Source organism: Bacterioplanoides sp. (assembly GCF_965226395.1).
Classification (GTDB): Bacteria; Pseudomonadota; Gammaproteobacteria; order Pseudomonadales; family Oceanobacteraceae; genus Bacterioplanoides.
On the sequence record NZ_OZ245358.1, the window covers coordinates 2,166,597 to 2,192,700 of the forward strand.

The following is a 26,104-nucleotide window of genomic DNA, read 5'->3' on the forward strand; positions in this document are numbered from 1 at the left end:
AGGATAGGATAATGAAAAAAACACTTTTAGTAACCGCCATGGCGGCGGCAACAGCTTTTCCAGCTGTTGCTTCAGACGCTATTTCCGGTGGCTTCTGGTTAAATCATGCTATATATGATGATGATTTATCGGAAGAGACTTATGGCGATACTAACTTTGAAGCCTTAATTCTGTATATTGATAAAACAGACGAAGAAACCGGCTGGACCTTCTCTTCTGAGATGCGTTACGGCAAGGGTGCTTTTACAGATCCGGATAATAATAATACCGGTAGTCACTTCGGTTTCCATAAAGCCTGGATAGGCAAAGAATTTGATAGCCCGCTGGGTAAAGGCCACTTAAAAATCGGTAAGTCAGCCGTTCCTTTTGGTTGGGGTACTGTTAACTTCTGGCCGGGTGATGAATTAATTGGTGGCTACGCCGACCAGATGGACGTAGGTGTTAAGTGGACCGGTAATCAAGGTGCGCTTACTTATGATGTTGCTTACTTCCATGTTGACGATTTTGGTAATTCAACAGAAACCATGGACGATGGTGGTCATTGGGGCTCTACCGATACTTATCAAAAAGGACAAACCTTTGTTGGTAACCTGGCGTACGAATTCAGTAAAGGCCAGACCGTTGGTGCCTCTTATCAGAACGGTCGTCTGCGCGATTTATCGGATGCCGATGATGCGCGCCCATTTGATGGCAATCATGACGCCGCAGTTGTTTATTATCTAGGTGAGTTTGGTCCGTGGGGCGTTAAAGCTCAGTACGCGACCACTTATCGTGATTTACGCGGTGTTGCTGAATCAGCCGGCGTGTTACAAGAAGAAATTAAAAATGATCGCAAAGCAATTACATTAAGCTATGCATTAGATGATTTTTACTTCTACGTGGATTACACCAATACCGAAAGTAATACCGATGGTATCGAAGATGTAGTTGGTTCAGCCGATAGTTTTGCTCCGGGTATGAGCTATGACTATGGTCCGGGTTGGTTCTATGTGGAATACGTAACCAACGATGGTGTGATTGGTCAGGATGGCGAACTGCAGAATGCGGATCAGGATTTCTGGTACTTCACCATGGATTACTACTTCTGATTAGCAGCCCGGCTGTTTAATCCAACACAGAGCCGTACTGATGATTTCAGTGCGGCTTTTCTTTTTTCACCTTTATCAGGCCGTTATACTGCACATTACCGATGCTTGCTTAAAAGCGTCAATAACAGGCAAAAAAATGGACAGATATGATCAGGTGCTGGTCGCCTTGCGCCGCATTATTCGTGCAACCGACCTGCACTCTAAAAAACTCAGTAAGACTTCCGGGCTAACCTCGCCACAATTATTAATTCTGCAAACACTGCGGGATAACAGTGATCTGACGGTAGGACAGGTTGCCAAGCAGGTATCATTATCTCAGGCAACGGTAACGACCATTGTTGACCGGCTTGAGCGCGGCGGCTACGTCTACCGTGAGCGAGGTACCGCCGATAAGCGCAAAGTGTATGTGTATTTAACCGATAAGGCGTTTGAAACTCTGGTGGATGCGCCGAAGCCGCTACAGGATGATTTTGTGCGCCAGTATCAGGATCTGCATGATTGGGAGCAGACCATGATTCTGTCATCGCTGGAACGTGTGGCTTATATGATGGATGCACAGCATATTGATGCCGCACCTGTGTTGGATATTGGTGCACTGGACCGCAACGAAACCCTGAAAAAGTAGCCCTTCACAAACTGTTACATTCCGGTGGCTTGTTTTTCTGACAAGCCGCGATTACTGTCAATACTCCTGAAAAAATAAAGATAAATATCAGTAACAGGAGGTTGTTATGTTAGGTCTGATGATGGATAGCCCATTATTGGTGTCTACGCTGCTGGAACATGCAGAATCCACCCACGGCTCAGCCGAGATTGTCAGTCGCCGCTGCGAAGGCGATATCCACCGCTATACCATGAAAGATGCTGCCGGTCGGGCACGGCGTATTGCCAACCTGCTGACGCGTTATGGTATTCAGCAGGGTGATCGGGTTGCGACACTGGCGTGGAATAATTATCGCCACTTTGAGCTGTATTATGGCATCTCAGGTACTGGTGCCGTACTGCATACCATTAACCCGCGCTTATTTGCTGAGCAGCTGGTTTATATTATTAATCACGCTGAAGATCGCTTAGTGTTTGTTGATCTGACGTTTGTGCCGTTATTAGAGGCCATTCAGGATCAGATTTCGGGTGTCGAGAAATTCATTATTTTATGTGATGAAGACAAGATGCCAGACACCAGCCTGGCGAATGCACATTGTTATGAAACCCTGTTAGCTGCGGAATCGGATCAGTTCCAGTGGCCGGAGTTTGATGAGCGCAGCGCCTGTTCCATGTGTTATACCTCCGGCACCACTGGCAACCCGAAAGGTGTGTTATACAGTCATCGCTCAACGGTATTACATGCGCTGGCGTCGGTGGGGGAAGAAGTGATGGGTATGGCCTCTTCGACTTGCTTCTTACCCGTAGTTCCCATGTTCCATGTAAATGCCTGGGGAACACCTTACTCCGCGGCTATAACCGGTGCGAAGCAGGTTTTCCCTGGGCCGGGAATGGACGGTGCTTCGCTGTGGGAATTAATTGAAGCAGAAAAACCCGATCTTTTATTGGGTGTGCCAACAGTCTGGCTGATGTTGCTGAATCATATGGATAGCATCGGTAAAAAACTCGATTCAGTAGAGAATGTGATTGTGGGTGGTTCCGCAGCACCAATCTCAATGATTCGCGCGTTTCAGGAAAAGCATGATGCGTTTTTAATTCATGCCTGGGGTATGACTGAAATGAGCCCAGTGGGTACCCTCAACTCGCACAATAAACATATGGAAGCTCTGCCACTGGAAGAACGCTATCTGTTACAGGCCAAACAAGGACGGCCTGTGTATGGGGTAGAAATGAAGATTGTGGATGACAATCATCAGGAACTGCCACGTGACGGTGTAGCGTCAGGGCGCCTGTTAGTGCGCGGTCCCTGGATTGTGAAGGGTTACTATAAAAACGAAGCATCCGACAGCTTTATAGACGGCTGGTTTGATACCGGTGATGTTGCCACCATCGACGAGCATAACTACCTCAATATTGTTGACCGCTCCAAGGACGTGATCAAATCCGGTGGCGAATGGATCAGCTCGATTGATATGGAGAATATTGCGGTCGGCCATCCGGAGCTTAGCGAGTGTTGTGTGATTGGTGTTCCTCATCCGAAATGGGATGAGCGCCCGGTGTTGTTAGCCATTAAGCAAGCGGGATCATCACTCAATGAAGATGATGTGAAAGCGTATCTGGACGATAAAATTGTGAAATGGTGGATGCCGGACAAGGTTTTGTTTGTGGAGGAATTACCCCATACCGCAACCGGTAAGCTGCATAAGGTGCCACTGCGTGAGCAGTACCACGATCTTTTGATGTCTTAAGCACCAACCCCGGATCGCCCTGATAAACAGCGTTCCATAAACTGCGGAACTTGTCAGCAAACGCCTGTGTCATACTGGTTTCAGTTTTATAGACACAGGCGTTTTTTGTATGGCTCTGCAAATCGATATTATCTCTGATGTAATGTGCCCATGGTGTGCGATTGGTTATTCGGCACTGAAACAGGCGGCACAATCTTTCCCTGAAGCTGGAATACAAATCCGCTGGCATCCGTTTGAACTGAATCCGAATATGCCCGCTGAAGGACAGAACCTCAGCGAACATCTGGCCGAAAAGTACGGCAGCACTGAAGAAGAAAGCCGCGCCAATCGTGAACGCCTGAGCCAATTGGGCAACGAGCTGGGGTTTGAGTTTAATCATCACGATCAGCAACGCATCGTGAATACTTTTAATGCCCATCAGCTATTAACCTGGGCCGGTGAATTACAGGAAAGCCCGGGCTATGCCGACGACCTGCAAACTCAGCTTAAAATGGCATTGTTTACCGCCTACTTCCGCGATGGTGTGGATGTCAGCGTTGGTGAGAATCTGGTGGATATTGCTGTGAGTGTGGGTTTATCCGCTCAGGATGCGCAGCAGGTATTAGCGCAGCAAACCTATGCCGGTGCCGTTCGCGCCGAGCAACAACAGTTTCAGCAGATGGGGATTAGCTCCGTGCCCGGAGTGATTCTGGCGAATAAGTATCTGGTGAGTGGTGGTCAGCCGGTTGATGTTTTTAAGCGTGCTATTCAGCAGGTGTTGGATGAGCAAGCGGCATAAGTATGAGTGATGTGGCAGCTTGTTGCGTTACATAGACTACTGTGGTGCTTTGGTTTGTTGTGGTGCAGTATTTGATGCATACTAACATCAAATAAGATGTTGGAGGCTAATATTATGCGCACTACAGTAACCATTGATGACACCTTATATGATCAGGCACTGGACTTATCAGAGCCTGGTATCGAAAAGGCCGATCTATTCCGTGAGGCCATTCAAACCTACATTCGGGTGCAGGCTGCTAAACGTCTGGCTGCACTCGGCGGTAGCGCTCCCGATATGCCAGTCATTCCCCGTGAACAGGGGTAACGAACTCGATGGCTGTACTGGTCGATACTTCGGTTTGGGTTGAGCATTTCCGTGTTGGTAATGCTGAGTTAAGCTCGTTATTAAAGATGGATGAAGTTCTGGTTCATCCATTTGTGATAGCTGAACTGGCTTGTGGTACGCCACCTAAAAGAGAACAGACTTTGAAAGATCTGAGTTTGCTCAGGCATGCCACTCAGGCCAATGTATCTGAAGTGCTCGATTTTATTGAAAATCGGAAACTGTATGGACGTGGTTGTGGTTATGTGGATATGACGCTGCTAGCGTCGGTGCTGCTGACACCCGCCTCCCAACTCTGGACTTATGATAAGCGTCTTAATCAGTTAGCGGATGAATTTTCAGCGACTTTTCGGCTGTGAAAAACATCAATGCGCCCTAATTCATATAGGGCGCAAATTCTTAAACTCACGTTCTATTCAGCAATAACCTCTGCACTTTCAGGCTCACTGCTTTCAACCCGGAAAGGTTCAAGCTCCGGTTTTTCTAATCCTAAACGAGAAAAAGTCATATCAATCAGGAAGTCCGTGATCTGATCAATATCATCCGGCTCATACTGGCGCTTATTTAACACTTCGAGAATCTGGGTTTCAAAATCAGCATAATGCTGAGTGGTCGACCAGATCATAAAAATCAGATGTGTTGGGTCAACCGGACGAATTTTTCCCTGATCAATCCAGCTTTGAATAACGCTGGTTTTTTCTTTTACCCAGGTACGCATATTCTGGCTCAGGTGCTCGCGTAAGTGTGGAGCGCCCTGAATAATTTCCATCGCAAAAATTTTAGAAGCGTTTGGGTTGGTATAGGATAAATGAACTTTGGATCGGATAAAGCGGCTTAATACATCCGCCGGATCACTGTCAGGTGTGATGTCGGATAACACTTCATTCCACACCTGCATAATATTTTCTAATAAAGCGCGATATAAATTGGCTTTGTTTTTAAAATAATAATGAATATTGGCTTTTGGAACACCGGCACGGTCAGCAATGGATTGCATGCTGGTGCCTTTAAAGCCATGCAGTACAAATTCCTGCTCGGCTGCTGCCAGAATATTTTCGTTGTTACGTTCGCGGATCTTACCCGGCTTATACTTTTGCTTCGTCATTCCGTTTCCTGCCAAAAGTGTAGTGACAGACAAAAAAGGTCAGGCCAGTCTAACACACACCAGCCCTGGTGAGATAAAAAAGGGACGACAATGCGTCCCTTTGTTTCCTGATCAGCGTTGGGCTTACAGGTGAACTTTCAGCAACAGGCTAACTGCGTTCTGGTCGCGGTCGCTGTCTTTTTCGATGCCATCAAATGGGTTGCTAACTGGTACACCAAACTTGTTGTTCCAGTAGCTGTATTCAATACCCAGTTTAACTTTGTTCTGAACGCCCAGCATTGGCCCCAGGTTATAGGTCAGCTGTGGCGTGAAGTTCAGCTCAGCATCGTGATCTTCAGTACCGGTTGACCAGTCCAGGAAGCCATCGATAGCGAAGTTACCTTCAGACCAACCGTAAGTCAGAGTGATCTGATGGTCGTTATCACCGTTATCAAAGTTGGTGTTACGTTGGGAATAGTAGTAAGTCACGCTGGCGAAATCCATACCTGGGATTGCCAGGTCAGCACCAACACCGTACAGGTAGTTATCCTGGCTGAAGCCACTGCCATTTTGACCGACAGTTGAGCTGCTGAATTCATAGGTGAATGCAGCGTTAATATTTTTTACGACGCTGTCTTCAAATGAAGTCAGAGTGAATTTTGGAGAAAATTCACCGTAAGTCTCATGGTAATCGCTTTCGCCGTTCAGACGGTCTACGAATAAGAACAGGCCACCCCAGCTATGACCAGAAACGTGCTCCAGAGTCATTGTGGTGATGGTGTTTTCTTCACCGTTTGCTGGCGTCATGGTGTAGTCAGAACCGTACAGCAGAGATACGCTGTTATCTGCCCAGAATTGCTCAGCAGAAGCACTGGCAGCAGAAGCTGCGATAATGGCGGCGGTTAATAATTGCTTTTTCATAGTCTCTCTCCAGAGGTTTTAAAGCCCCGGCAAGCGAATAAACCTTACTGGTTTTTTCATACTACCGGGAAGTTTTTAAATCAATTTAAAAATAAAAAAATACGATTAAGATTGAGGCAGTTTGCCTTCAACACCATCGATGTACCAGTTCATACCCTGCAGATCACCGTCAGACAGAGATTCACCGTCTTTAGCTTTTACAGAACCGTCTTGTGCGGTAACCGGGCCATCAAATACGCGTGCTTCACCGGCTTTAATCGCCGCTTTTTTCGCTTTAACCAGTTCGCGAACATCCGCAGGAACGGCATCGTTAAATGGTGCTAAATCGGTTGAACCTTCGGCAATACCGGTCCAGACATCTTCTGCTTTCCAGCTGCCGTCGATCACAGCCTGAGCTTTTTGGGTGTACAGGTCGCCCCAGTTATGAACCGCAGCAGTCAGGTGTGCTTTTTCACCATAAGCGCTCATGTCTGAGTGGTAACCAATAGCAAATTTACCTTTTGATTCTGCTGCCTGAATAACGGCAGCGGAGTCAGTGTGCTGAGTCAGGATATCTGCGCCTTGCAGCATCAGAGTTTCAGCCGCTTCACGCTCTTTAGCCGGGTCATACCAGGTGCTGGCCCATACTACTTTAACGGTCACATCCGGGTTAACTTCTTTAGCGCCTTTGGTGAACGCGTTAATACCACGAATGACTTCCGGAATCGGGAAAGAAGCCACATAACCCAATACGTTTGACTTGGTCATTTTACCGGCAACCAGGCCAGTCAGGTAACGGCCCTGATAAGCACGGGTAAAGTAAGTACCCATGTTTTTTGATTGCTTATAACCGGTAGCGTGCTCGAATTTTACTTTCGGGAATTTTTTCGCCACTTTCAACGTTGGGTTCATATAACCAAAAGACGTGGTGAAAATCAGACCATGATCTTTTGCCAGACGACGAATTACGCGCTCAGCATCCGGACCTTCAGCAACACTTTCAACATAGCTGGTTTCAACTTTGTCACCCAATTGCTCTTCCATGTATTTACGCGCTTCATCGTGAGCGTAAGTCCAGCCGGCATCACCGGTTGGGCCTACATAGACGAAGCCGATTTTCAGTGGATCTTCGGCATTCACAAAGCTGGCACCCAGTGCCAGAGTTGCTGCTGAAATCAGCGTTGCGATTTTATTACGACCCATCATGGTCTCCTTTCTCTTTGGTAGTAGTTTTTACATCTTTTTTTGGTTTTAAAATCTTCGTGCTTATCAATCGTCACACTTGCGGGCGATACGGCTGCCCCAGTGCTAATGGTGTACTGAGTTTGGCTTTAATCGAGTCGCTGGCGATCACTACCAATACAATGATGGTGGCGATGTACGGCAACATAGCCAGCAGGTTCGGTGAGGCTTCAAAGCCCAGTCCCTGCAATACCAGGTGCATGATGCTGGCAGCACCAAATAAATACGCTCCCAGTAAAATTCGTTCGGCTTTCCAGCTGGCGAATACCACCAGAGCCAGTGCAATCCAGCCACGGCCCGCTGACATGCCTTCGTTCCACATTGGGGTGTAGGCCAGAGATAAATAGCCACCCGCCAGACCAGCCATTGCGCCGCCAAATAACACAGCGCCATAGCGGACTTTCATCACCGGGATACCAATGGCGTTGGCGGCTTCCGGGTTTTCACCTACGGCACGTACCGTCAGGCCCACACGAGTGCTGCGGAAGCACCAGAAAATAAGACCAAATAAAATCCAGGATAAGTACACCAGCGGATCATGGCTGAATAAAATTTTGCCAATCACAGGGATATCGCTCAGCAACGGAATTTCCCACGGAGTAATGCCTTCAATCGCCATACCGACATAACCGGCACCCAGAAAAGCGCTTAAGCCAATACCAAAAATGGTTAAGGCCAAACCGGTCGCTACCTGGTTGGTGACCAGAGAAATTGCCAGGAAGCCGAATAACAGTGATACCACCATGCCAGCAATAATGGCCGCGATAACGCCCATGCCGGCATTGCCGGTAACAACCGCAGCCATAAAGCCACAGACCGCGCCCATCAGTACCATGCCTTCCTGACCCAGGTTTAACACGCCGGATTTTTCTGCAACCATTTCACCCAGTGCAATTAAAATTAATGGCGTACCGGTACGAATGGTGGCAAATAAAATATTAACAATCAGATCGAAATCCATCTTTAAAACCTTTGCCTTTAGCCTGCAACTGCCGGGCTTTTCTTAACTTTTACAATGCGATAACTGATCAGCAGATCGCAGGCCAATAAATAAAACAGCAACATGCCCTGGAATAATCCGGTCAGAGATTTAGGCAGGCCTAAATCCATCTGCGCCATTTCGCCCCCCATATAGGTCAGGGCTAACAACATGCTGGCAAATAAAATACCCAGTGGGTGCATACGCCCTAAAAAGGCAACAATAATGGCGGCATAGCCGTATCCCGGGGAGATATAAGGGGTCAACTGACCAACCGTGCCCGTTACTTCGCTGACACCAGCCAGGCCCGCCAGCGCACCACAGGCAAGCAGTGCCAGCCAGGTCAGGCGCTTACCGTTAAATCCAGCAAAACGAGCAGCTGACTGATCTTCACCTAATACTGAGATCTGGAATCCCATCATGCTGCGAGACATCAAGGTCCAGATGGTTGCCATCGCAAACAGCGCAAAGAAAATACTGATATTTAATCGGTAATCTTCAAAAATCAGTGGCAGTGTCGCCGCTTCAGAAAAAATAGCCGATTCAGGAAAGTTAAAGCCTGCCGGGTCTTTTAACGGCCCGTGCACGCCATACAATAACCAGTTTAAGGCAATGTAATTCAGCATGATGGTGGTTAAAATTTCGTTGGCATTAAAGCGGGTTTTTAATAATGCCGCTAATGCCGCCCAGGCCATGCCACAAAAAGCACCGGCAATTAAAATAGTCGGTAATACCCAGATGCCTTCTGCTTCCATTAATTCCAGTGCGATATAACCGCCGCCTAAGCCACCTAAAATAAACTGACCTTCGGCACCAATATTCCAGATTTTTGCTTTAAAGCAGAGCATCAGGCCCATGGCGCATAACAGTAATGGCCCGGCTTTGGTTCCCAGCTCAGTCCAGCCGTATAAATCACTCAGAGGTGATACAAAAAAGGTGTATAGCGAGGCCAATGGGTCTTTACCCATGGCGGTAAATAAAACAGCGCCACTGAACAGGGTCAGCAGAATCGCCAACAGTGGCGATAAGTACGACATCGTCTGGCTGTCAGACGGGCGTTTTTCCAGAGTTAGCATAATGATGGATCCGGTTCTGCAGTGGATGATGACGAGGAATCGGTTACCTGATGATTAAAATCACCGGCCATCCACAGTCCCAGTTGATTAATAGAGACGTCGTCGGTATTGGCAACCGGCGACAGACGGCCATCACAGATGGCACAAATGCGGTCGCTGATGGAATACAGTTCGTCGATATCTTCGGATACCACCAGAATCGCAGCACCTTTATCACGCAATTCAATCAGGGCGTGACGAATTAAAATCGCGGCACCAATATCTACGCCCCAGGTTGGGTGAGAGCACACCAACAGTTTGGGGTTTTGCAGCATTTCCCGGCCGATAATAAATTTTTGCAGATTACCACCCGACAGCGATTTCGCCTGAGCATGGCTGCCTGCGGTTTTTACATTAAACTGATCGATGATTTTTTCGGCAAAGGCTTTGACCTTGCTTTTATTAATCCAGCCTTTATTGGTCAGGTCACCCTGGTAGCCGGTTAATAAACCGTTGTCTTCCAGCGACATATCCGGAACTGCACCACGGCCCAGACGTTCTTCCGGAACAAATCCTAATCCGGCTAAACGGCGTTTTTCTGGCCCTAAATTGCCTACCGCTTGATTGGCAAAAAATACCTGATTAGCGTTACAGGTTTCTTCACCACTGATCAGGTTTAATAATTCTTCCTGGCCGTTACCGGCAACTCCGGCAATACCGAGAATTTCGCCGGATTTAACTTCCAGATTCAGGTTCTTTAATGAGGTGGCAAACGGATCATCGGATTTAAAATCCAGCTCGCGAATACTCAGGAAAGCATCTGCGCCCTGAGCACGTTCGTAGTTCTCACTCAGTGGTGTATCGTCACCCACCATTAAACGAGCAATTTCTTCGGTTGATGTGGTGCGTGGATCACAATCACCAGTGACTTTACCGCCGCGCAAAATGGTGGCGTTATCACACAGAGCCCGGACTTCATCCAGTTTGTGTGAAATAAATAAAATACTGCAGCCTTCTTCAGCCAGCTGACGTAGGGTGTGAAATAACACTTCCACTTCTTGTGGTGTTAATACGGATGTCGGTTCATCCAGAATTAATAATTTCACGTCCTGTAATAAACAACGCACAATTTCAACGCGCTGCTGCTCACCAATCGACAGCGTATTTACATAACGGTTTGGATCGAGCTTCATGCCGTAGCGCTCGGATACGGTTTCAATACGATGTTTTAATTCATCCATGGATGTCACATCGTCAGCCGCCATACTCAGAGCAATGTTTTCGGCTACCGTTAAGGTTTCAAATAATGAGAAATGCTGAAATACCATACCAATACCCAGCTCACGTGCATATGCCGGACCACTGATACGAACATTTTCTCCCTGCCACAGCATCTGACCTTCATCTGGTGCTACCACACCATAAATGATTTTCATCAGAGTGCTTTTGCCCGCGCCGTTTTCACCTAATAACGCATGTGTCTCACCGGCGTGTACCGTCAGGTTAACCTGATCGTTTGCTACGCAGCCGGGGTAGCGTTTGGTGATATTTTTTAATTCGATTCTTTTCATAGGTTGTTTCTGACCATCTGGTCGAAAAATCAAAGCAAATGGCCTGCCAGATTTTTAAATAAGCCGGAAGAAAGAATGCATTCTATTAAAAAATTGGTCGAAAGGTCAGCTTATATACGGGTTTATTCTGTGGTCTACACTGAGTAAATAACAAATATCTTTTAAACCGGTCAGAAAATATTGCGCATATCTGGTGCGCTCTGAAATAGCCTCTGAATTATTTTGGTGCAAAGCTGACTGAATGGTTAATTTATATGGGTGAGTAATCAGGTAACAACGAACGGCGTAAAAAGTTCAAATCGGGGTTAATAACTCGCGGTGTGACTGGCGGGCGTATTCAGTTTTATATCTTCTATATGTGCATTCCCGTGCAATACTCTGATAAACTTGTCTAATTGGTCAGAATATTGCTACAAGCTCTGAATAACCAGGGTCACTGACCTGATAACAAAGAGGCAAGCGCAGACGTGGTTCGATTTTTTTTGAATGGGAATCTGACAGTTGTACAAAATGTAGCCAGTGATATGACGGTATTACGCTATTTACGTACTCAGGAGTCCCTGTCAGGTACAAAAGAAGGGTGTGGTTCGGGCGATTGTGGTGCCTGTTCCATCTTGTTGGGCGAGCAGCAGGATGGACAGTGGCACTACAAAGCCATCAACGGTTGCATTACTTTTGTTGCTCAGCTGGACGGTAAGAGTGTTGTTACCATCGATGCTCTGGCGACTGGTCGTGGTGATGAAGCTCAACTACATCCAGCGCAGCAAGCAATGGTCGACTACCACGGCTCTCAGTGTGGCTTCTGTACCCCGGGTATTGTGATGTCTCTGGCGGCGTTGCATGAAGCCATCAATCAACAGGATGGCCAACAACAAGCAACGCAACATCAGATTATTGAAGCCTTGTCGGGCAACTTATGCCGTTGTACTGGTTACCGCCCGATTATCGAAGCCGCTTCCCATCTGAATGATTACCCGGATAACCGTCCACAAGCGGTACAGGTATGGCAGCCGGATGCCCCGGTATCCGTTGACCAGGGTGAAGGTGTATCAACCACGGCTGGCTTCTCGGCTAATGGCCAACAGGCGTGGGCACCAGAGACCGAAGAACAGCTGCAAACCCTCCTCAAGGATCACCCGGATGCGCGAATGGTTGCGGGTGCGACCGATCTGGCGTTAGAAGTGACTCAGTTCCTTAAGCCCATCGATAAGCTGATCGCAATTAACAATATTGCCACGCTGAAAGCGGTTCGGGACGAAGAACACGCCCTGCTGATTGGTGCTGCTGCGACCTACAGTGAGGTTGAACCGCTGCTGGCTCAATACTTCCCGGAATTTGCTCAGCTGTTATCCCGTTTAGGGTCACGTCAGGTGCGTAATAACGGCACATTGGGTGGGAATATTGGTAACGCGTCTCCGATTGGTGATACACCACCGGTGTTATTAGCGCTGGGTGCTTGTATTGAACTGGCGTCTGCGCCGGGTGCGGTTACTGGAGTTGGCTCACGTTGGTTAAGCCTGAAAGACTTCTTTATTGATTACAAAAAGACGGCACTACAAGCTGGCGAATATATTCGCACCATTAAGATTCCAAAATTAAAAGCTGAAGAACAGCTGAAGGTTTATAAAATTTCCAAGCGTCTGGAAGATGATATCTCTGCAGTTCTGGCGGCGTTTAAAGTCACGCTATCTGAAAATAAAAAAGTAACTGCAATCAGTACCGGTTTCGGTGGTATGGCAGCGATTCCTAAGGCAGCCACCGAGCTGGAAAAAGCATTAACCGGGTTGCCGGTCAACGGCACCCGGTTCCGTCAGGCGGCGGAGCAACTGGCTCAGGACTTTACGCCGATGTCGGATGTTCGTGCCAGTGATGAATACCGCTTATTAGTGGCGAAAAATCTGGTGCAGAAGTGTGCTTTGGAATTGCTCCAGCCTGACAGTATTTCCCGTATCGAAAATATCCACTCCAGCCAGCTGGCTGCCAGCGACGCTATTAACCTGATGGAGAATCACAATGCGTAAGTTAATTGATGCTCCTGAGCGTGAACGCCCACAAAAAGCTAAGAAGCTGAAAGGTCATACGGGCCAAAGCATGAAGCACGAAAGTGCTGAGAAACACGTTTCCGGAAAAGCCGTGTATGTCGATGACATGCCGGAGTTTCCAAACCAGTTGCACATCGCAGTGGGGGGCAGTGCTTACCCACATGCGAAAATTAAGTCGATCGATCTCTTCGCAGTTAGAGAAACCCTGGGGGTCGTTGACGTGATTACGGTAGAAGATGTACCGGGTCACGTTGACATTGGCCCCGTTTTTTCTGGCGACCCGGTGTTGGTAGAAGAAACCTGCGAATACGTTGGCCAACCAATTTTTGCGGTGGCCGCCACCAGTATTGAGATTGCCCGTGCAGCGGTTAAAAAAGCCAAAATCGAGTACGAGGTATTAGAACCGGTACTGGACGTTGAAAAAGCGCTGGAGCAGGAATTCTTCGTTCGCCCGACGCATCAGCATAAACGCGGTGACTCTGAAACGGCACTGAATAATGCCGCGCACCGCATCCAGGGTGAAATGCACGTCAATGGTCAGGAGCACTTTTACCTTGAAGGCCAGGTGTGTTCGGTCATGCCAACCGAAGACGGTGGTATGCACGTTTATACCTCCAGCCAACACCCGACCGAAGTTCAGAAGTTAGTGGCCGAAGTGCTGGGTATCAGCATTAATAAAGTACACGCCGAAGTACGCCGTATGGGCGGTGGTTTTGGTGGTAAAGAAACTCAGGCTGCACCACTGGCTTGTATTGCTGCCATCATGGCGCATAAAACCGGTAAGCCGGTGAAGTACCGCATGACCCGTAACGACGATATGGTGATGACGGGGAAACGCCATCCGTTCTATAACCAGTACGATATTGGTTTTGACGAGCAGGGCATTATTCAGGGCGCGGATTTAATGGTTACCGGTGATTGTGGTAACTCACCAGACTTAAGTGACGCGATTGTTGACCGTGCCATGTTCCATTCCGATAACGCCTATTATCTGAATAACGCCACGGTAACTGGCCATCGGGCAAAAACACATAAAGTATCGAACACCGCGTATCGTGGTTTTGGTGGCCCGCAGGGTGTGATTCTGGCGGAATTAATGATGGACGATATTGCCCGTCATTTAGGGGAAGATCCGCTGACCATTCGTAAGCGTAATTTGTACGGTGTGACGCACGATCATATTCGTACGGCGGATGGCGACATCGACCCGCGTGATGAAACCCATTACGGCCAGAAAGTTGAGCACAATTTATTATCAGAATTAATTTCTGACTTAGAAACCAGCTCCGATTATTGGGCTCGTCGTGAAGCGATTAATGAATTTAATAAAACCAGCCCGATTCTGAAAAAAGGCCTGGCGTTAACGCCGGTTAAATTTGGTATTTCTTTTACCGTTCAGTTTTTAAATCAGGCGGGTGCGCTGGTTCATATTTACACCGATGGCAGTATTCATCTGAACCACGGTGGTACGGAAATGGGTCAGGGGTTATACCTGAAAGTGGCTCAAGTGGTGGCCGAAGAATTCCAGGTTGATCTGGATACCATTCAGGTATCCGCCACTCGTACCGATAAAGTGCCGAACACTTCGCCAACCGCGGCTTCTTCCGGTACCGATTTAAATGGCATGGCCGCACGTGATGCCTGTTTGCGCATTAAAGAAGGATTATTCACCTTCGCTTATGAGCATTATCAGGCAGATGCTGACAGCGTTAAATTATTCGATAGCCATCTGGTGTATCAGAAAGACGGCGAAGAGCAACGTGTGCCATTTGCTGATTTTGTCCAGCAGGCATATATGGGGCGTGTGCCGCTGTCATCGACCGGTTTTTATAAAACGCCAAAAATTCACTACGACCGCGAAACCGGTAAAGGTCGCCCGTTCTATTATTACGCGAATGGTGCGGCGGTGAGTGAAGTCATTGTGGATACCTTAACCGGTGAATATCGTTTACAGCGGGTTGATATTCTTCACGATGTTGGTCGTTCATTAAACCCGGATATTGATGTTGGCCAAATCGAGGGTGCCTTTATTCAGGGCATGGGTTGGTTAACTACTGAAGAGCTGGTTTGGAATAACGATGGCCGCTTAACCAGTAATGGCCCGGCGACCTATAAAATTCCGGCGGTGGGTGATACCCCGTTTGAGTTTAATGTGAAGCTGATGGAAGACCGCCCGAATGGCGAAGCGACCGTGTACCGTTCCAAAGCAGTAGGTGAGCCGCCATTTATGCACGGTATTTCGGTGTGGAGTGCCATTCGTGATGCAATTGCCAGTGTTGGTGATTACAAGTTGAATCCGCGTTTGGATACCCCGGCGACGCCTGAGCGTGTGTTATTTGCCGTTCAGGATGTGCAGGCAAAAGGCTGATTTTATGAAAACGCACAACTCAGTTGGTCATTTTTGTTCGCAGGCACGCGGTAAATACGTCCCTGTACGCTCGGCTGCGACATCCATGTCGCAGACGGCCTCGAACAATAACAACCAACCGTTGTGCTTATTTTCAGACACTGACACCAAACGCTTCGGAGGTAATGGCTGATGCGCTCTCAACACTGGTTTGACGCTGTACAAAAATGCCAGCATAAAGGCGAAGCCTATGCACTGGTAACGGTATTGGGTTGCACTGGCTCTACACCACGCGATCAAAGCAGCAAAATGGTGATTACCGGCGAAAAAACCTACGACACCATTGGTGGTGGTCACCTTGAATTTGTTGTCACCAATAAAGCGCGTGAGTTGCTGGTGGCCAATACCGATTCTCAACAAATTGATCACTTCCCATTGGGCGCTTCGTTAGGCCAATGTTGTGGTGGCAGTGCAACTGTACTGATTGAAACCTTTGCTGCGTGTGATTTTCAGGTTGCCGTATTTGGCGCAGGCCATGTTGCCAAAGCACTGATGAATATTCTGTCAGGCTTACCGTGTAAGGTGAGTTGGGTGGATAGCCGTGCAGAATTATTTCCGGCTGAAACCGCAGCCAATATCAATGCCATCGTCAGTGATGATCCGACCTATGAAATGGAAAACCTGCCAGCCGGTGCCAACGTATTAATTCTGACCCATAACCATCAGCTGGATTATGAATTAACTGAAGCCGCGTTAAAGCACCCGGGATTAAATCATATTGGTTTAATTGGTTCCGATACCAAAGCGCAGCGTTTTATTCGCCGTTTAGAAGCGCGTGAATTTTCCCAGGATGATATTCAACGGGTTATCTGCCCGGTAGGACTCAGTGCCGTGCCGGGTAAATTGCCGATGGAAGTAGCCGTGTCTATCGCTGGTGAGTTAATTGCACTGCAGCATCAGGACGAGAATGATCGGCTTGATAAAAAGCAAATTGATAACAAACAACGCGGCTTGAGCTGGAAAAACATTAAGCAAGAATTAACCAATGATCAGCGTAGCGTGGATACCACGGGTACCGGTGCATCATTAAAGCTGTCAGATTAATTTTTTATTTAAACGAAACTATTTAAACACTATGAACACTGAAGATTCTGTGAAAAACCCGTTTGAAACCTTATACACCGATCTGGCCAGCCGTAAATTAGGCGGTCAGGCGATTGCCTGCAGCAACGACTTTTTTGCTGAAATGGAAAATCTGCTGAAGCTGGAAGAGCCGGTGTTCCAGAAGGGCGTATTTACCGAGCGTGGGCAGTTGATGGATGGCTGGGAAAGCCGTCGTCGTCGTTTTCTGCCAGACGGTACCACCGACGATGGTCTGGAATACGACTGGTGTGTGATCAAGCTGGGTGCGCAGGGCATTATTCGTGGTGTTAACGTCGATACTGCTCACTTCCTGGGGAATGCACCACAAAGCGTGTCGTTAGAGGCTTGTGTCAGCGAAGGCAACCCGGATGACAACACTGAGTGGACTGAAATTGTGGTTCGCTCCGAAGTTGGCCCGGGTGCGCCGCACTATTTTACCGTCGAGTCTGAGCAGGTCTGGACTCATGTTCGTCTGAATATGTACCCGGATGGTGGTATCGCCCGTTTAAAAGTGTACGGTGAAGTGATCCCAGATGCGGATTTATTCCTGCCGGGTGAACTCATTGACCTGGCTTATATTAAAAACGGCGCTCGCCCGGTTGTATGTTCCGATATGTTCTTCTCCCATATGGAAAACATGATCATGCCGGGCCGTGGCGTGAACATGGGCGATGGTTGGGAAACCAAACGCCGTCGTACCATTGGTGATGCTGAAAAAGATCGCTTTAATGACTGGTTGATTCTGAAATTAGCCGCCAAAGGCAGCATTGAAAAAGTGCTGGTGGATACCGCGCATTTTAAAGGTAACTACCCACATAGCTTTGCCATTGAAGCGGCTGTTCTAACCGATGAACAGGCTGCGGACGTTGCGGCATTAGAAGCCGATTCCCATCAGGATGCATTAATGGCGGGTCGTGCTCAGCCGTCTGCGATTAACTGGCAGCCTATTATGGATCGTACGCGTTTGTATGATGACCGTGAGCATACCTTCAAAAAAGAAGTGCAAAATAACGATCAGGCCTTTACCCATGTACGGGTAAAAATGTACCCGGATGGTGGCATCAGCCGTGTTCGTCTGTGGGGTTATCCATCTGAATCACTGGCAAAAGTGACGGGTAAATAACATGGCAGACTTAACCTATACCGTAGAACAACTTAACCAGTTAAATGAACAGGATGCCGCGTTTGCGTTTGAAAACTGCTGCACCGCAAAAAACTGGATTGAGGGTATGGTCGCAGCGCGTCCGTATGCGAGTGTTGAGCAATGCCTGAGTGTTGCCGAAACCGTATGGAGCAAGCTGGGCGAGAGTGATTTTCTGCAGGCGTTTGAAGGCCATCCAAAAATTGGTGACGTGTCGAGCTTAAAAGCCAAATACGCGCACACCAAAAAACTGGCATCCGGTGAACAAAGCTCTGTTAACGAAGCCAGTGATGACGTGATTGAACGCTTAGCCCAAGGCAATAACGAGTATTACGATAAAAATGGCTTTATTTTTATCGTCTGCGCGACCGGAAAATCCGCGGCTGAAATGCTGGATTTACTGGAACAGCGTTTGCCAAATTCGCGCGAGCAAGAGTTGCTGAATGCGGCAGCTGAGCAAGCAAAAATCACCGCTATCCGAATTAATAAGCTATTACCGGATGCTTAATTAAGAAGAAATTAAATGACAATTTATAGATAGATTGATGAGAGCCTTGGCTCCATGGATGGCGCGAACGAGCGTACAGGGATGTATTAACAGCGACTCTCAAAGATCTATCTGTAAATTGTTATAAATCTTAAGAATATTTTTTAGAATATGGGATGAGGAATAATCAATGTCAGCACCATCTCCGATCACCACACACGTGTTAGACACACATTTAGGCAAGCCGGCTGCCGGTATGGCGGTTGTACTGGAAAAACGCGATAGCGACGGTAACTGGGCTGAAATTGCCAGCGGCGAAACCAACAGCGATGGCCGTATTTTAGATTGGCTGGCAGGCCAGCAGCGTGAAGCCGGGGTTTATAAAATCTCGTTTGCCACCGACCCGTACTTCGAAAAACAAGGCTTAACCTGTTTTTACCCAAGCGTGTCGTTTGAATTCCGTATTGAAAACCCGGACGAGCATTATCATGTGCCGCTGCTGATTTCAGCGCATGGTATGTCGACTTATCGCGGTAGTTAATATGACTTTTATTTTAAAACCTCAGCCATTAACCGCCGAAGCATTCGCACCCTTCGGTGAAGTGGTCGAAGCCGGAACAAGCACACCCATCATGATCAATGACGGCAACACCGAGCGTTATGATTCTCTGGTGAAAGTGCAAACCGAACGCCCGGAAGACACTGCTGTCATTAATATTTTCCGCGCTCAGCCACGTATGACCCAACCTTTGGAAAACCGCCCGGGTCAACGTGAAGGCGACAAGCGCAGTATGCGTATTGAAATGATGGAACGCCACCCGCGTGGCAGCCAATCATTTCATCCGCTGTCGGGCGAACCTTATCTGGTGCTGGTGGCGGATGCGGTAGAAGAATTAACACCTGAAAATTTACACCTGTTTCTGGCTCAGCCGAATCAGGGCATCAATTACCGCATGAATACCTGGCACCACCCGGTACTGGGGTTAAATAAAGTGTGCGATTTCCTGGTGGTTGACCGTAAAGGCGAAGGTAATAACTGCGAAGAATTTTATTTTAATCAGGATGAGCTGATTGAAATTCAGCTATAACAAATAAGAGTGATTATGAAGACAGAGAGCACGACTGTTTATCGAGCCAGCATCCTTCACTTTCTGGATGATCCGGATAAAGCGGGGGAGCAGGCCTATGAGTTTTTTGAAGATGGCGCACTGGTGGTCGAAAACGGCAAGGTAATTAAAACCGGGCCATTTACCGATATTCAAAAAGATCTGCCTGAGCACGTTGAGATGGTTGATTACAGCGGCCATTTAATTATGCCGGGTATGATCGACACCCATATTCATTTCCCTCAGGTGGAAGTGATTGCCTCATACGGTGAGCAGCTACTCGACTGGTTAAATAATTACACCTTCCCGGCAGAGCGCCAGTTCGAAGATAAAGAATACGCCAGCAATATCGCTAACTTCTTCCTGGATGAATTGGTTAAATGTGGCACCACAACGGCGCTGGTATTTGGCACGGTTCACAAACAAAGTGTTGATGCCTTCTTCGAAGCATCTGAACAGCGCAATACCCGCATGATTTGCGGCAAAGTGATGATGAACCGTAACGCGCCGGAATTCCTGTGTGACGATGTGGAAAGCAGCTACAACGACAGTAAAGAGCTGATCGAACGCTGGCATGGTAATGGCCGCCAGCTGTATGCCGTAACGCCACGCTTTGCCATTACCTCAACGCCGGAGCAACTGGAAAAAGCCGGACAGCTGTTAGAAGAGCACCCGGATGTGTATATGCAAACCCACATCTCGGAAAACAAAGACGAAGTGGCCTTTGTTCAGGAGCTGTTCCCGGAATCGAAAGATTATCTCGACGTTTACGATCAGTACAACCTGTTGGGTAAGCGCAGCGTATTCGCTCATGGTATTCACCTGACTCCACGCGAACACGAACGCTTCCGCGATACTGGCTCCAGTGTGTCTTTCTGCCCAACCTCCAATCTGTTTTTAGGTTCTGGCTTGCTGGATATTGCAGAGCTGGAAAAAGAGCAGGTTGCGTACAGTGTGGCAACTGATGTGGGCGGCGGCACCAGCTTCTCCATGCTGCAAACCCTGAACGAAGCCTATAAGGTTTGTCAGTTGCGCGGTAACAAGCTGTCGGCGTTAAAGAGCCTGTATCTGGCGACACTGGGCAACGCCCGTACTTTACAGCTGGACGACAAAATTGGTTCTTTTAAATCTGGTAACGAAGCCGACTTTATTGTGATGGACTTTAACGCCACACCATTAATGGCGTTAAAACAAAGCAAATGCAAAACACTGGCAGAAAAACTATTTGCCATGATTATTCTGGGTGATGACCGCACGGTGAAATCCACTTACGTAGCGGGCCAGAAATTACATAGCCGTGATGGGGACAAATAATGGAAGCGTATTTTTACGAGTGGTTAAACCTGTTCTTCCGCTGGTTTCACGTGATTGCCGGTGTCGCCTGGATTGGTGCATCGTTTTATTTTGTCTGGCTGGATAACAGCTTGGAAGAACCACCGCAGTGGAAAAAAGACAAAGGCATTGGTGGTGATTTATGGGCCATTCACGGTGGTGGGTTTTATGAAGTTGCCAAATACAAATTAGGGCCAGAGGCCATGCCTGCCAACCTGCACTGGTTCAAATGGGAAGCCTACACCACCTGGCTGACCGGTATGGTGATGTTATGGGTGGTTTATTATGTCGGCGCTGAAAGCTTTTTAATTGATAGTAGCCGCATGGACTTTACTCAGGGCGAAGCCATTGCCGCAGGCCTTGGCTTTATTGCCGGGGGTGTCGGTATTTATGAACTCATGGTGCGCTCGCCACTGCGTCATAACGGCAAAATGTTTGGCCTGATTTTATTCGCCATTTTAGTGTTTGCTTCCTGGGCAGCGAATCAGATTTTTTCGGCGCGTGGTGCCTATATTCACGTAGGTGCAATTATCGGTACCATTATGGCGGGCAACGTATTCTTCGGCATTATGCCGTCGCAGCGTGCTCTGGTAGAGGCGGTACAGCGTGGTGAAGCTCCTGATCCTAAATACGGTGCGTTTGCCAAACTGCGCTCTACTCACAACAACTACTTCACCCTGCCACTGATCTTTATCATGATCAGTAACCACTACCCAATGACCTACAGCCATGAATACGGTTGGCTGGTATTAGCGGCGATTGGTTTTATCAGCGCTTTTGCGCGTCACTTCTTCAACCTGCGCCACCGTGGTGAAGTGAAGCCCATGATTCTGGTAGCCGCAGCGGTTATGCTGGCGGCACTGGCGGCGGTGATGGCTCCGGCCAAGATTGAAGCCAAAGCAGGCGAAGCGGTGCTGAGCGACGCACAAGCCATGACCATTGTTGAACAACGCTGCACGGCTTGCCATGCGCAACAACCAACCAATCCGGGCTTTGCCTCCGCACCGGCGGGAATTGTGCTGGAAAGTGCCGAGCAGGTTTTGGCGGTAAAAGATAAAACCATTCCAGCGCTGCAAACCGGCTATATGCCACTAGGCAACCTGACGGGTATGACTGATAACGAGCGTCAGGCGCTGTTGGTGTGGTTGGCTAAGTAAATAGCTCAGCGCTGTTTTAGTTATTGATGAAAGCCGCCGAATCAAACGATTCGGCGGCTTTTTTTAGATGGCGATAAAAGTGTTAGCTACCAATCTCCATCACAATTCGTCCATCAATCTTACCAGCGCGCATACGATCGAAAATATCATTGATATTGTCCATCGGCTCAGTGCTGTATTCCACTTTGATTTTGCCGTCGCCAGCAATCTTTAAACACTCAGCCAGATCCATACGAGTACCAACAATCGAACCGCGAATGGTTTTGCGGGATAACACAGTGTCAAAAATATTAAGATCAAAATTACCGGGAGGTAAGCCGACCAGCGACATGGCTCCGCGTGGTGATAACATGCCGGTGCCTTGCTGGAACGCAGTTGGGGATACAGCAGTTACCAGTACACCCTCGGCACCGCCGCAAAGTTTATCCACCTCTGCAACCGGATCGGTTTTTGTGGCATTAATCACCGCATCGGCCCCCATTTTTTGAGCCAGCGCTAATTTGTCGTCAGCAATATCAACGGCAATCACATTCAGACCCATTGTCTTGGCATATTGCACGGCCAGATGCCCTAAGCCACCAATACCAGAGATCACCACGGTATCACCCGGTTTGGTATCGGTTTCTTTCAGACCTTTATAGACAGTCACACCGGCACATAAAATCGGAGCCGCCGTATTAAAATCGAGCGAGTCGGGTAAATGACCGACATAATCCGGATCTGCAAGTACATATTCGGCATAGCTGCCGTTCACCGAGTAGCCCGTGTTTTGCTGCTCAGCGCAGACTGTTTCCCAGCTGGATAAGCAATGTTTGCAGTGGCCGCAGGCGGTGTGTAACCAAGGTACGCCAACCCGATCACCTTCTTTCACATGAGTCACCCCTTCGCCCACGGCCACAACATGGCCCACACCTTCATGGCCGGGTATAAAGGGCAGCTGGGGCTTAACCGGCCAATCGCCTTCGGCGGCATGTAAATCCGTGTGGCACACACCAGAAGAGTGAACTTTAACCAGAATCTTTCCCGGGGTGATTTTCGGTACTGGCATTTCATCAATAACCAGGGGTTTGCCAAATTCAGTAACAACGGCGGCTTTCATCATTTTTTGCATGACTGATTCCTTTGAGCAGGTGCGGAGCGAATGATAGAAAGGCCTGAACCCAATTCACCACCGCGAGCTTGAGTGACTTCTTGAAAATAATGTAGCAATACATCTGTAAGGGTTGTATTGATACTGATCAATACCCTCCGCTGAGAGCCAGGTAATGGCGCAATCTGACAAAAGTGTTAAGGTGACTGTCCACCTGGTTTGGCCACCTAGTTTTTATGGAGAATATTTATGACTACAAGTAGCACCAGAAGCTCGACAGTAATCGGTATTTGTTTAATCGTCGGGCTGTCATCATTAGGCTATATCCTCGGTGATTCTGCCATTCGGTTTAAGGAATACGAAAGGACGGTGACGGTAAAAGGGCTGTCTGAAAGGGAGTACAACGCCGATATCGTTATCTGGCCAATTCAGTTCAGCGTTGCCAGTAATAACCTGGAAGAAATCTACCAACGGATTGATCGCAATAGCAAAAGAATCCGATCCTTTCTTGAGGAAGCGGGAATCGCAGCGGAAGAGATATCTTATTCTGCGCCAGCCATAACCGATAAAGCGGCACAACAGTATGGTGATCACTCTGCGTCTGAGTTCAGATATACGGCGACTCAAACGGTCACGGTTTATTCTGAAAACATTAAATCCGTTCAGCAAGTAATGGGGCAGATGTCTGATTTAGGGAGGCAAGGTATCGTTTTTACCGGCAGTGATTATGATACGAAAACAGAGTATATCTTCACCCGATTGAATGAAGTGAAACCTGAAATGATTGAAGAAGCTACTCAGAAAGCCCGGGAAGTTGCTGAGAAGTTTGCTTCGGATTCTAAGAGCCGCCTAGGAAAAATAAAAAATGCATCTCAAGGCCGGTTTAGTATCAACGACCGAGACAACAACAATCCGCATATTAAGAAAGTACGTGTCGTTTCAACCGTGGCTTATTATCTTTCAGATTAATGCCTCTGATAAAAACCTCAGGATGCTTTGTATTAAATCAAGGATTAGATTATGAATTTTATGTTGTTATATCTTCTGGTGTTGATCACGTTTTTGGTCGGCTGTGGCTCAGGCTCTAGCTCTTCCGGATCCGATCGGTCGGCTCAAGTGGAGGATACCCAGACACTCTTTGTTGATCACCATAAGAGTGAATGCACTGGTGTTGCTACCTATCTCTGTTTGAGAGTACGCAATAGTCCTGATGATGAATGGCGTTATTTTTATAGCTCCATCCAGGGGTTTGAATATCAACCCGGATATAACTATCAACTGAAAGTGGCTGTTGAGGCGGTCGAAACCCCGCCAGCGGATAGCTCTGGTCGTGCGTACTCTTTGGTTGAAGTGCTTAGCAAAACTAAGGAACCTGCAGAAACAGTTTTTGATATTTCGGTATCAGAATCTGAACGCTTTGTGAAGTTATCGGAGAATATTTATCAGCTATATAACGATCAGACTGTTCAGTGTGATGCAGCGCTTTGCTCGATATTAGATGATCTGCTTATTCAGAAAATGGCAATGCTGATTGAGTTGAAACATGCAGAGCAAGCAGATCAACCAATGATGCTCAGCCAGATTAAGTGCAGTGCGGCTGAGTTGGCATTTGCTGAGGCTTGTTTGTTGTAGATTCCGAATTCTCTGGAATAGAACTAAGTATTTTTAAAGATCGTTGTCTTTAGATGTCAAAGCTATCGGGGTAAGTACCCCATTACAGATAAGAACATGGAATTGTTATGAGCCTTCCCGTTTCTCATTTAGTCACAAGTCTCTATGAACCAGATATTCAATACGAAGTTTGGAAAGAGAGCTTATCCCCGCTCTTTTTAGCAGAGCAGCCTGAAATAACTGATGGCTTCAGCGGTCGGGCGACACTATTTTTAGTTGATGATATCGTTTGTGCTAAAACGGAGTTTGATGCGCTGAATTACCATTTGGATAGAAAATATATGGCTAAGTCTGAATCCAATTGTTTTCTGTTGCAGATGTATACCCGAGGAGGATATCGAGGGTTGGTGAATGGTGAAGTAACTCATGTATCACCTGGTTCCATTTCTTTTTTGGATATGCGCTATGAGCTGGTGACACAAACCGAGCCTTCTACAGTGCTGACATTTGTGGTTCCTTTGTGCTCGTTTCATGATACGAATCTGCCACTATCAGGCTCTGTTTTGTCGCCGACCGACCCAAGTGTCAGTCTTTTGGGGCAACAACTTTTACTTTTTTGGCAGAGTTTATCTTCACTAGAATCTGCCAGTGCCTACTTGATTATCAAAAACCTGCTTCGCAGCGCTTTGGAGTTATTTAATTTGCAGAAGCCGGATAAAAATTCTGAATTCAGGCAACTCCGAATCAATAATGTACTGTCATATATTGAGAATAATTTAGACAAGCCGGAAAACATTGAAGAATCCTTTATTTGCCAGCAGTTTGCTTGTTCAAGAGCAACCTTGTATCGATGGTTCTCAGTGTATGGTGGTTTAAAAAAGTACATCAAACAACGACGCTTACAGAAGATCTATAAGATATTACTCAGTAATGCGGATGTGGAGATTGGGCGCTTGGCATATCGCTTTGGCTTTAGATCGTTGCCTCATTTTTCTCGCTCATTTCGAGAACAGTTTGATATGCCGCCTTCTCGGGTGGTTGATGGAAGGGCGAAGTTTCATGTTTCTAATCATGCCAGTCGATTGAAAGGAAAGCCCCTTAAGGCACACTATCCGGAATTTCGAGAGTGGTTGATGAACTTGTAAGTTTGTAATTCCGTAAGTAGGCCTTATTGAGACACAGAAGTAACAAACTTGAGACTATGGGGAAAGTCTCGGATTAATTGGTTTCTAAACTCAGACGTGCACTTAAGCAATCTTCATTTTCAGGAGCACGT

Annotated in this window: 25 protein-coding genes; 18 read left to right on the forward strand and 7 right to left on the reverse strand. The window is 47.5% G+C overall.

Translation table 11 applies throughout. From position 1 onward, the window contains the following. Positions 1-11: 11 nt before the first annotated feature. From ACO05E_RS09945 to ACO05E_RS09970, 6 genes are all read left to right on the forward strand, one after another. Positions 12-1,088 carry a hypothetical protein gene (locus ACO05E_RS09945; RefSeq protein ID WP_419812775.1) on the forward strand — a complete coding sequence of 359 codons (1,077 nt, stop codon included), beginning with the start codon at positions 12-14 and terminating at the stop codon, positions 1,086-1,088. Between the two features lie 136 nt (positions 1,089-1,224). Beyond that, on the forward strand, positions 1,225-1,713 hold the full coding sequence (locus ACO05E_RS09950) for a MarR family winged helix-turn-helix transcriptional regulator (protein ID WP_419812776.1): 489 nt from the start codon (positions 1,225-1,227) through the stop codon (positions 1,711-1,713). Positions 1,714-1,819: 106 nt separating this feature from the next. Next, the gene (locus tag ACO05E_RS09955; RefSeq protein ID WP_419812777.1) at positions 1,820-3,439 is read left to right on the forward strand and encodes a long-chain-fatty-acid--CoA ligase; all 1,620 of its coding nucleotides are present in this window, start codon (positions 1,820-1,822) and stop codon (positions 3,437-3,439) included. A 109-nt stretch (positions 3,440-3,548) separates the two neighbouring features. Then, positions 3,549-4,217, forward strand: a complete 669-nt coding sequence (locus tag ACO05E_RS09960) for a DsbA family oxidoreductase (protein WP_419812778.1) — start codon at positions 3,549-3,551, stop codon at positions 4,215-4,217. Between the two features lie 114 nt (positions 4,218-4,331). Beyond that, positions 4,332-4,523 carry a type II toxin-antitoxin system VapB family antitoxin gene (locus ACO05E_RS09965; protein ID WP_419812779.1) on the forward strand — a complete coding sequence of 64 codons (192 nt, stop codon included), beginning with the start codon at positions 4,332-4,334 and terminating at the stop codon, positions 4,521-4,523. A gap of 8 nt (positions 4,524-4,531) precedes the next feature. After that, positions 4,532-4,900: a type II toxin-antitoxin system VapC family toxin gene (locus tag ACO05E_RS09970; protein ID WP_419812780.1), complete on the forward strand. Its 369-nt coding sequence runs from the start codon at positions 4,532-4,534 to the stop codon at positions 4,898-4,900. 53 nt (positions 4,901-4,953) lie between these two features. Here the strand turns inward: ACO05E_RS09970 and ACO05E_RS09975 are convergent, their stop codons facing one another. The 6 genes from ACO05E_RS09975 to ACO05E_RS10000 form a co-directional block, all read right to left on the reverse strand. After that, positions 4,954-5,646, reverse strand: a complete 693-nt coding sequence (locus ACO05E_RS09975; RefSeq protein WP_419812781.1) for a TetR/AcrR family transcriptional regulator — start codon at positions 5,644-5,646, stop codon at positions 4,954-4,956. A 123-nt stretch (positions 5,647-5,769) separates the two neighbouring features. Further along, positions 5,770-6,546, reverse strand: a complete 777-nt coding sequence (locus ACO05E_RS09980; RefSeq protein ID WP_419812782.1) for a hypothetical protein — start codon at positions 6,544-6,546, stop codon at positions 5,770-5,772. A 105-nt stretch (positions 6,547-6,651) separates the two neighbouring features. Then, entirely contained in the window at positions 6,652-7,728 is a 1,077-nt protein-coding gene (locus tag ACO05E_RS09985; protein WP_419812783.1) for a BMP family ABC transporter substrate-binding protein, read from the reverse strand. 73 nt (positions 7,729-7,801) lie between these two features. Then, entirely contained in the window at positions 7,802-8,728 is a 927-nt protein-coding gene (locus ACO05E_RS09990; protein ID WP_419812784.1) for an ABC transporter permease, read from the reverse strand. A 17-nt stretch (positions 8,729-8,745) separates the two neighbouring features. Then, the gene (locus tag ACO05E_RS09995; RefSeq protein WP_419812785.1) at positions 8,746-9,822 is read right to left on the reverse strand and encodes an ABC transporter permease; all 1,077 of its coding nucleotides are present in this window, start codon (positions 9,820-9,822) and stop codon (positions 8,746-8,748) included. After that, positions 9,816-11,372, reverse strand: a complete 1,557-nt coding sequence (locus ACO05E_RS10000) for an ABC transporter ATP-binding protein (protein ID WP_419812786.1) — start codon at positions 11,370-11,372, stop codon at positions 9,816-9,818. Before ACO05E_RS10000 ends, ACO05E_RS09995 begins: the two co-directional genes overlap by 7 nt. A gap of 467 nt (positions 11,373-11,839) precedes the next feature. Here ACO05E_RS10000 and xdhA point away from each other — a divergent pair, with 467 nt between their 5' ends. From xdhA to ACO05E_RS10045, 9 genes are all read left to right on the forward strand, one after another. Next, on the forward strand, positions 11,840-13,393 hold the full coding sequence (gene xdhA, locus ACO05E_RS10005) for a xanthine dehydrogenase small subunit (RefSeq protein ID WP_419812787.1): 1,554 nt from the start codon (positions 11,840-11,842) through the stop codon (positions 13,391-13,393). Beyond that, complete coding sequence (gene xdhB, locus ACO05E_RS10010) at positions 13,386-15,782, forward strand: xanthine dehydrogenase molybdopterin binding subunit (RefSeq protein ID WP_419812788.1); 2,397 nt, start codon at positions 13,386-13,388, stop codon at positions 15,780-15,782. Before xdhA ends, xdhB begins: the two co-directional genes overlap by 8 nt. 171 nt (positions 15,783-15,953) lie before the next feature. Next, a complete protein-coding gene (gene xdhC / locus ACO05E_RS10015) occupies positions 15,954-16,865 on the forward strand; it encodes a xanthine dehydrogenase accessory protein XdhC (protein ID WP_419812789.1) in 912 nt (303 codons plus the stop codon). A 49-nt stretch (positions 16,866-16,914) separates the two neighbouring features. After that, complete coding sequence (alc, locus tag ACO05E_RS10020; RefSeq protein WP_419812790.1) at positions 16,915-18,027, forward strand: allantoicase; 1,113 nt, start codon at positions 16,915-16,917, stop codon at positions 18,025-18,027. Between the two features lies 1 nt (position 18,028). After that, complete coding sequence (uraD, locus tag ACO05E_RS10025) at positions 18,029-18,553, forward strand: 2-oxo-4-hydroxy-4-carboxy-5-ureidoimidazoline decarboxylase (protein WP_419812791.1); 525 nt, start codon at positions 18,029-18,031, stop codon at positions 18,551-18,553. A gap of 169 nt (positions 18,554-18,722) precedes the next feature. Then, the gene (gene uraH, locus ACO05E_RS10030) at positions 18,723-19,073 is read left to right on the forward strand and encodes a hydroxyisourate hydrolase (RefSeq protein WP_419812792.1); all 351 of its coding nucleotides are present in this window, start codon (positions 18,723-18,725) and stop codon (positions 19,071-19,073) included. A 1-nt stretch (position 19,074) separates the two neighbouring features. Continuing rightward, positions 19,075-19,620: an ureidoglycolate lyase gene (locus ACO05E_RS10035; protein WP_419812793.1), complete on the forward strand. Its 546-nt coding sequence runs from the start codon at positions 19,075-19,077 to the stop codon at positions 19,618-19,620. Positions 19,621-19,635: 15 nt separating this feature from the next. After that, positions 19,636-20,952, forward strand: coding sequence for a guanine deaminase (guaD, locus tag ACO05E_RS10040; protein ID WP_419812794.1), 1,317 nt, complete (start codon positions 19,636-19,638; stop codon positions 20,950-20,952). Beyond that, complete coding sequence (locus ACO05E_RS10045) at positions 20,952-22,127, forward strand: urate hydroxylase PuuD (protein WP_419812795.1); 1,176 nt, start codon at positions 20,952-20,954, stop codon at positions 22,125-22,127. The genes guaD and ACO05E_RS10045 overlap by 1 nt, the downstream gene beginning before the upstream one ends. Before the next feature lie 82 nt (positions 22,128-22,209). On the opposite strand, the gene adhP is transcribed toward ACO05E_RS10045, so the two are convergent. Continuing rightward, entirely contained in the window at positions 22,210-23,238 is a 1,029-nt protein-coding gene (adhP, locus tag ACO05E_RS10050) for an alcohol dehydrogenase AdhP (protein ID WP_419812796.1), read from the reverse strand. Positions 23,239-23,466: 228 nt separating this feature from the next. Between adhP and ACO05E_RS10055 the strand changes: the two genes are divergently transcribed. The 3 genes from ACO05E_RS10055 (at position 23,467) to ACO05E_RS10065 (ending at position 25,973) form a co-directional block, all read left to right on the forward strand. Further along, positions 23,467-24,186 (forward strand): SIMPL domain-containing protein, encoded by a 720-nt coding sequence (locus ACO05E_RS10055; protein ID WP_419812797.1) that lies wholly within the window; start codon positions 23,467-23,469, stop codon positions 24,184-24,186. 51 nt (positions 24,187-24,237) lie between these two features. Further along, positions 24,238-24,849 carry a DUF4377 domain-containing protein gene (locus ACO05E_RS10060; protein WP_419812798.1) on the forward strand — a complete coding sequence of 204 codons (612 nt, stop codon included), beginning with the start codon at positions 24,238-24,240 and terminating at the stop codon, positions 24,847-24,849. Positions 24,850-24,956: 107 nt separating this feature from the next. Then, positions 24,957-25,973 (forward strand): helix-turn-helix transcriptional regulator, encoded by a 1,017-nt coding sequence (locus tag ACO05E_RS10065; RefSeq protein WP_419812799.1) that lies wholly within the window; start codon positions 24,957-24,959, stop codon positions 25,971-25,973. Positions 25,974-26,104 lie beyond the last annotated feature (131 nt).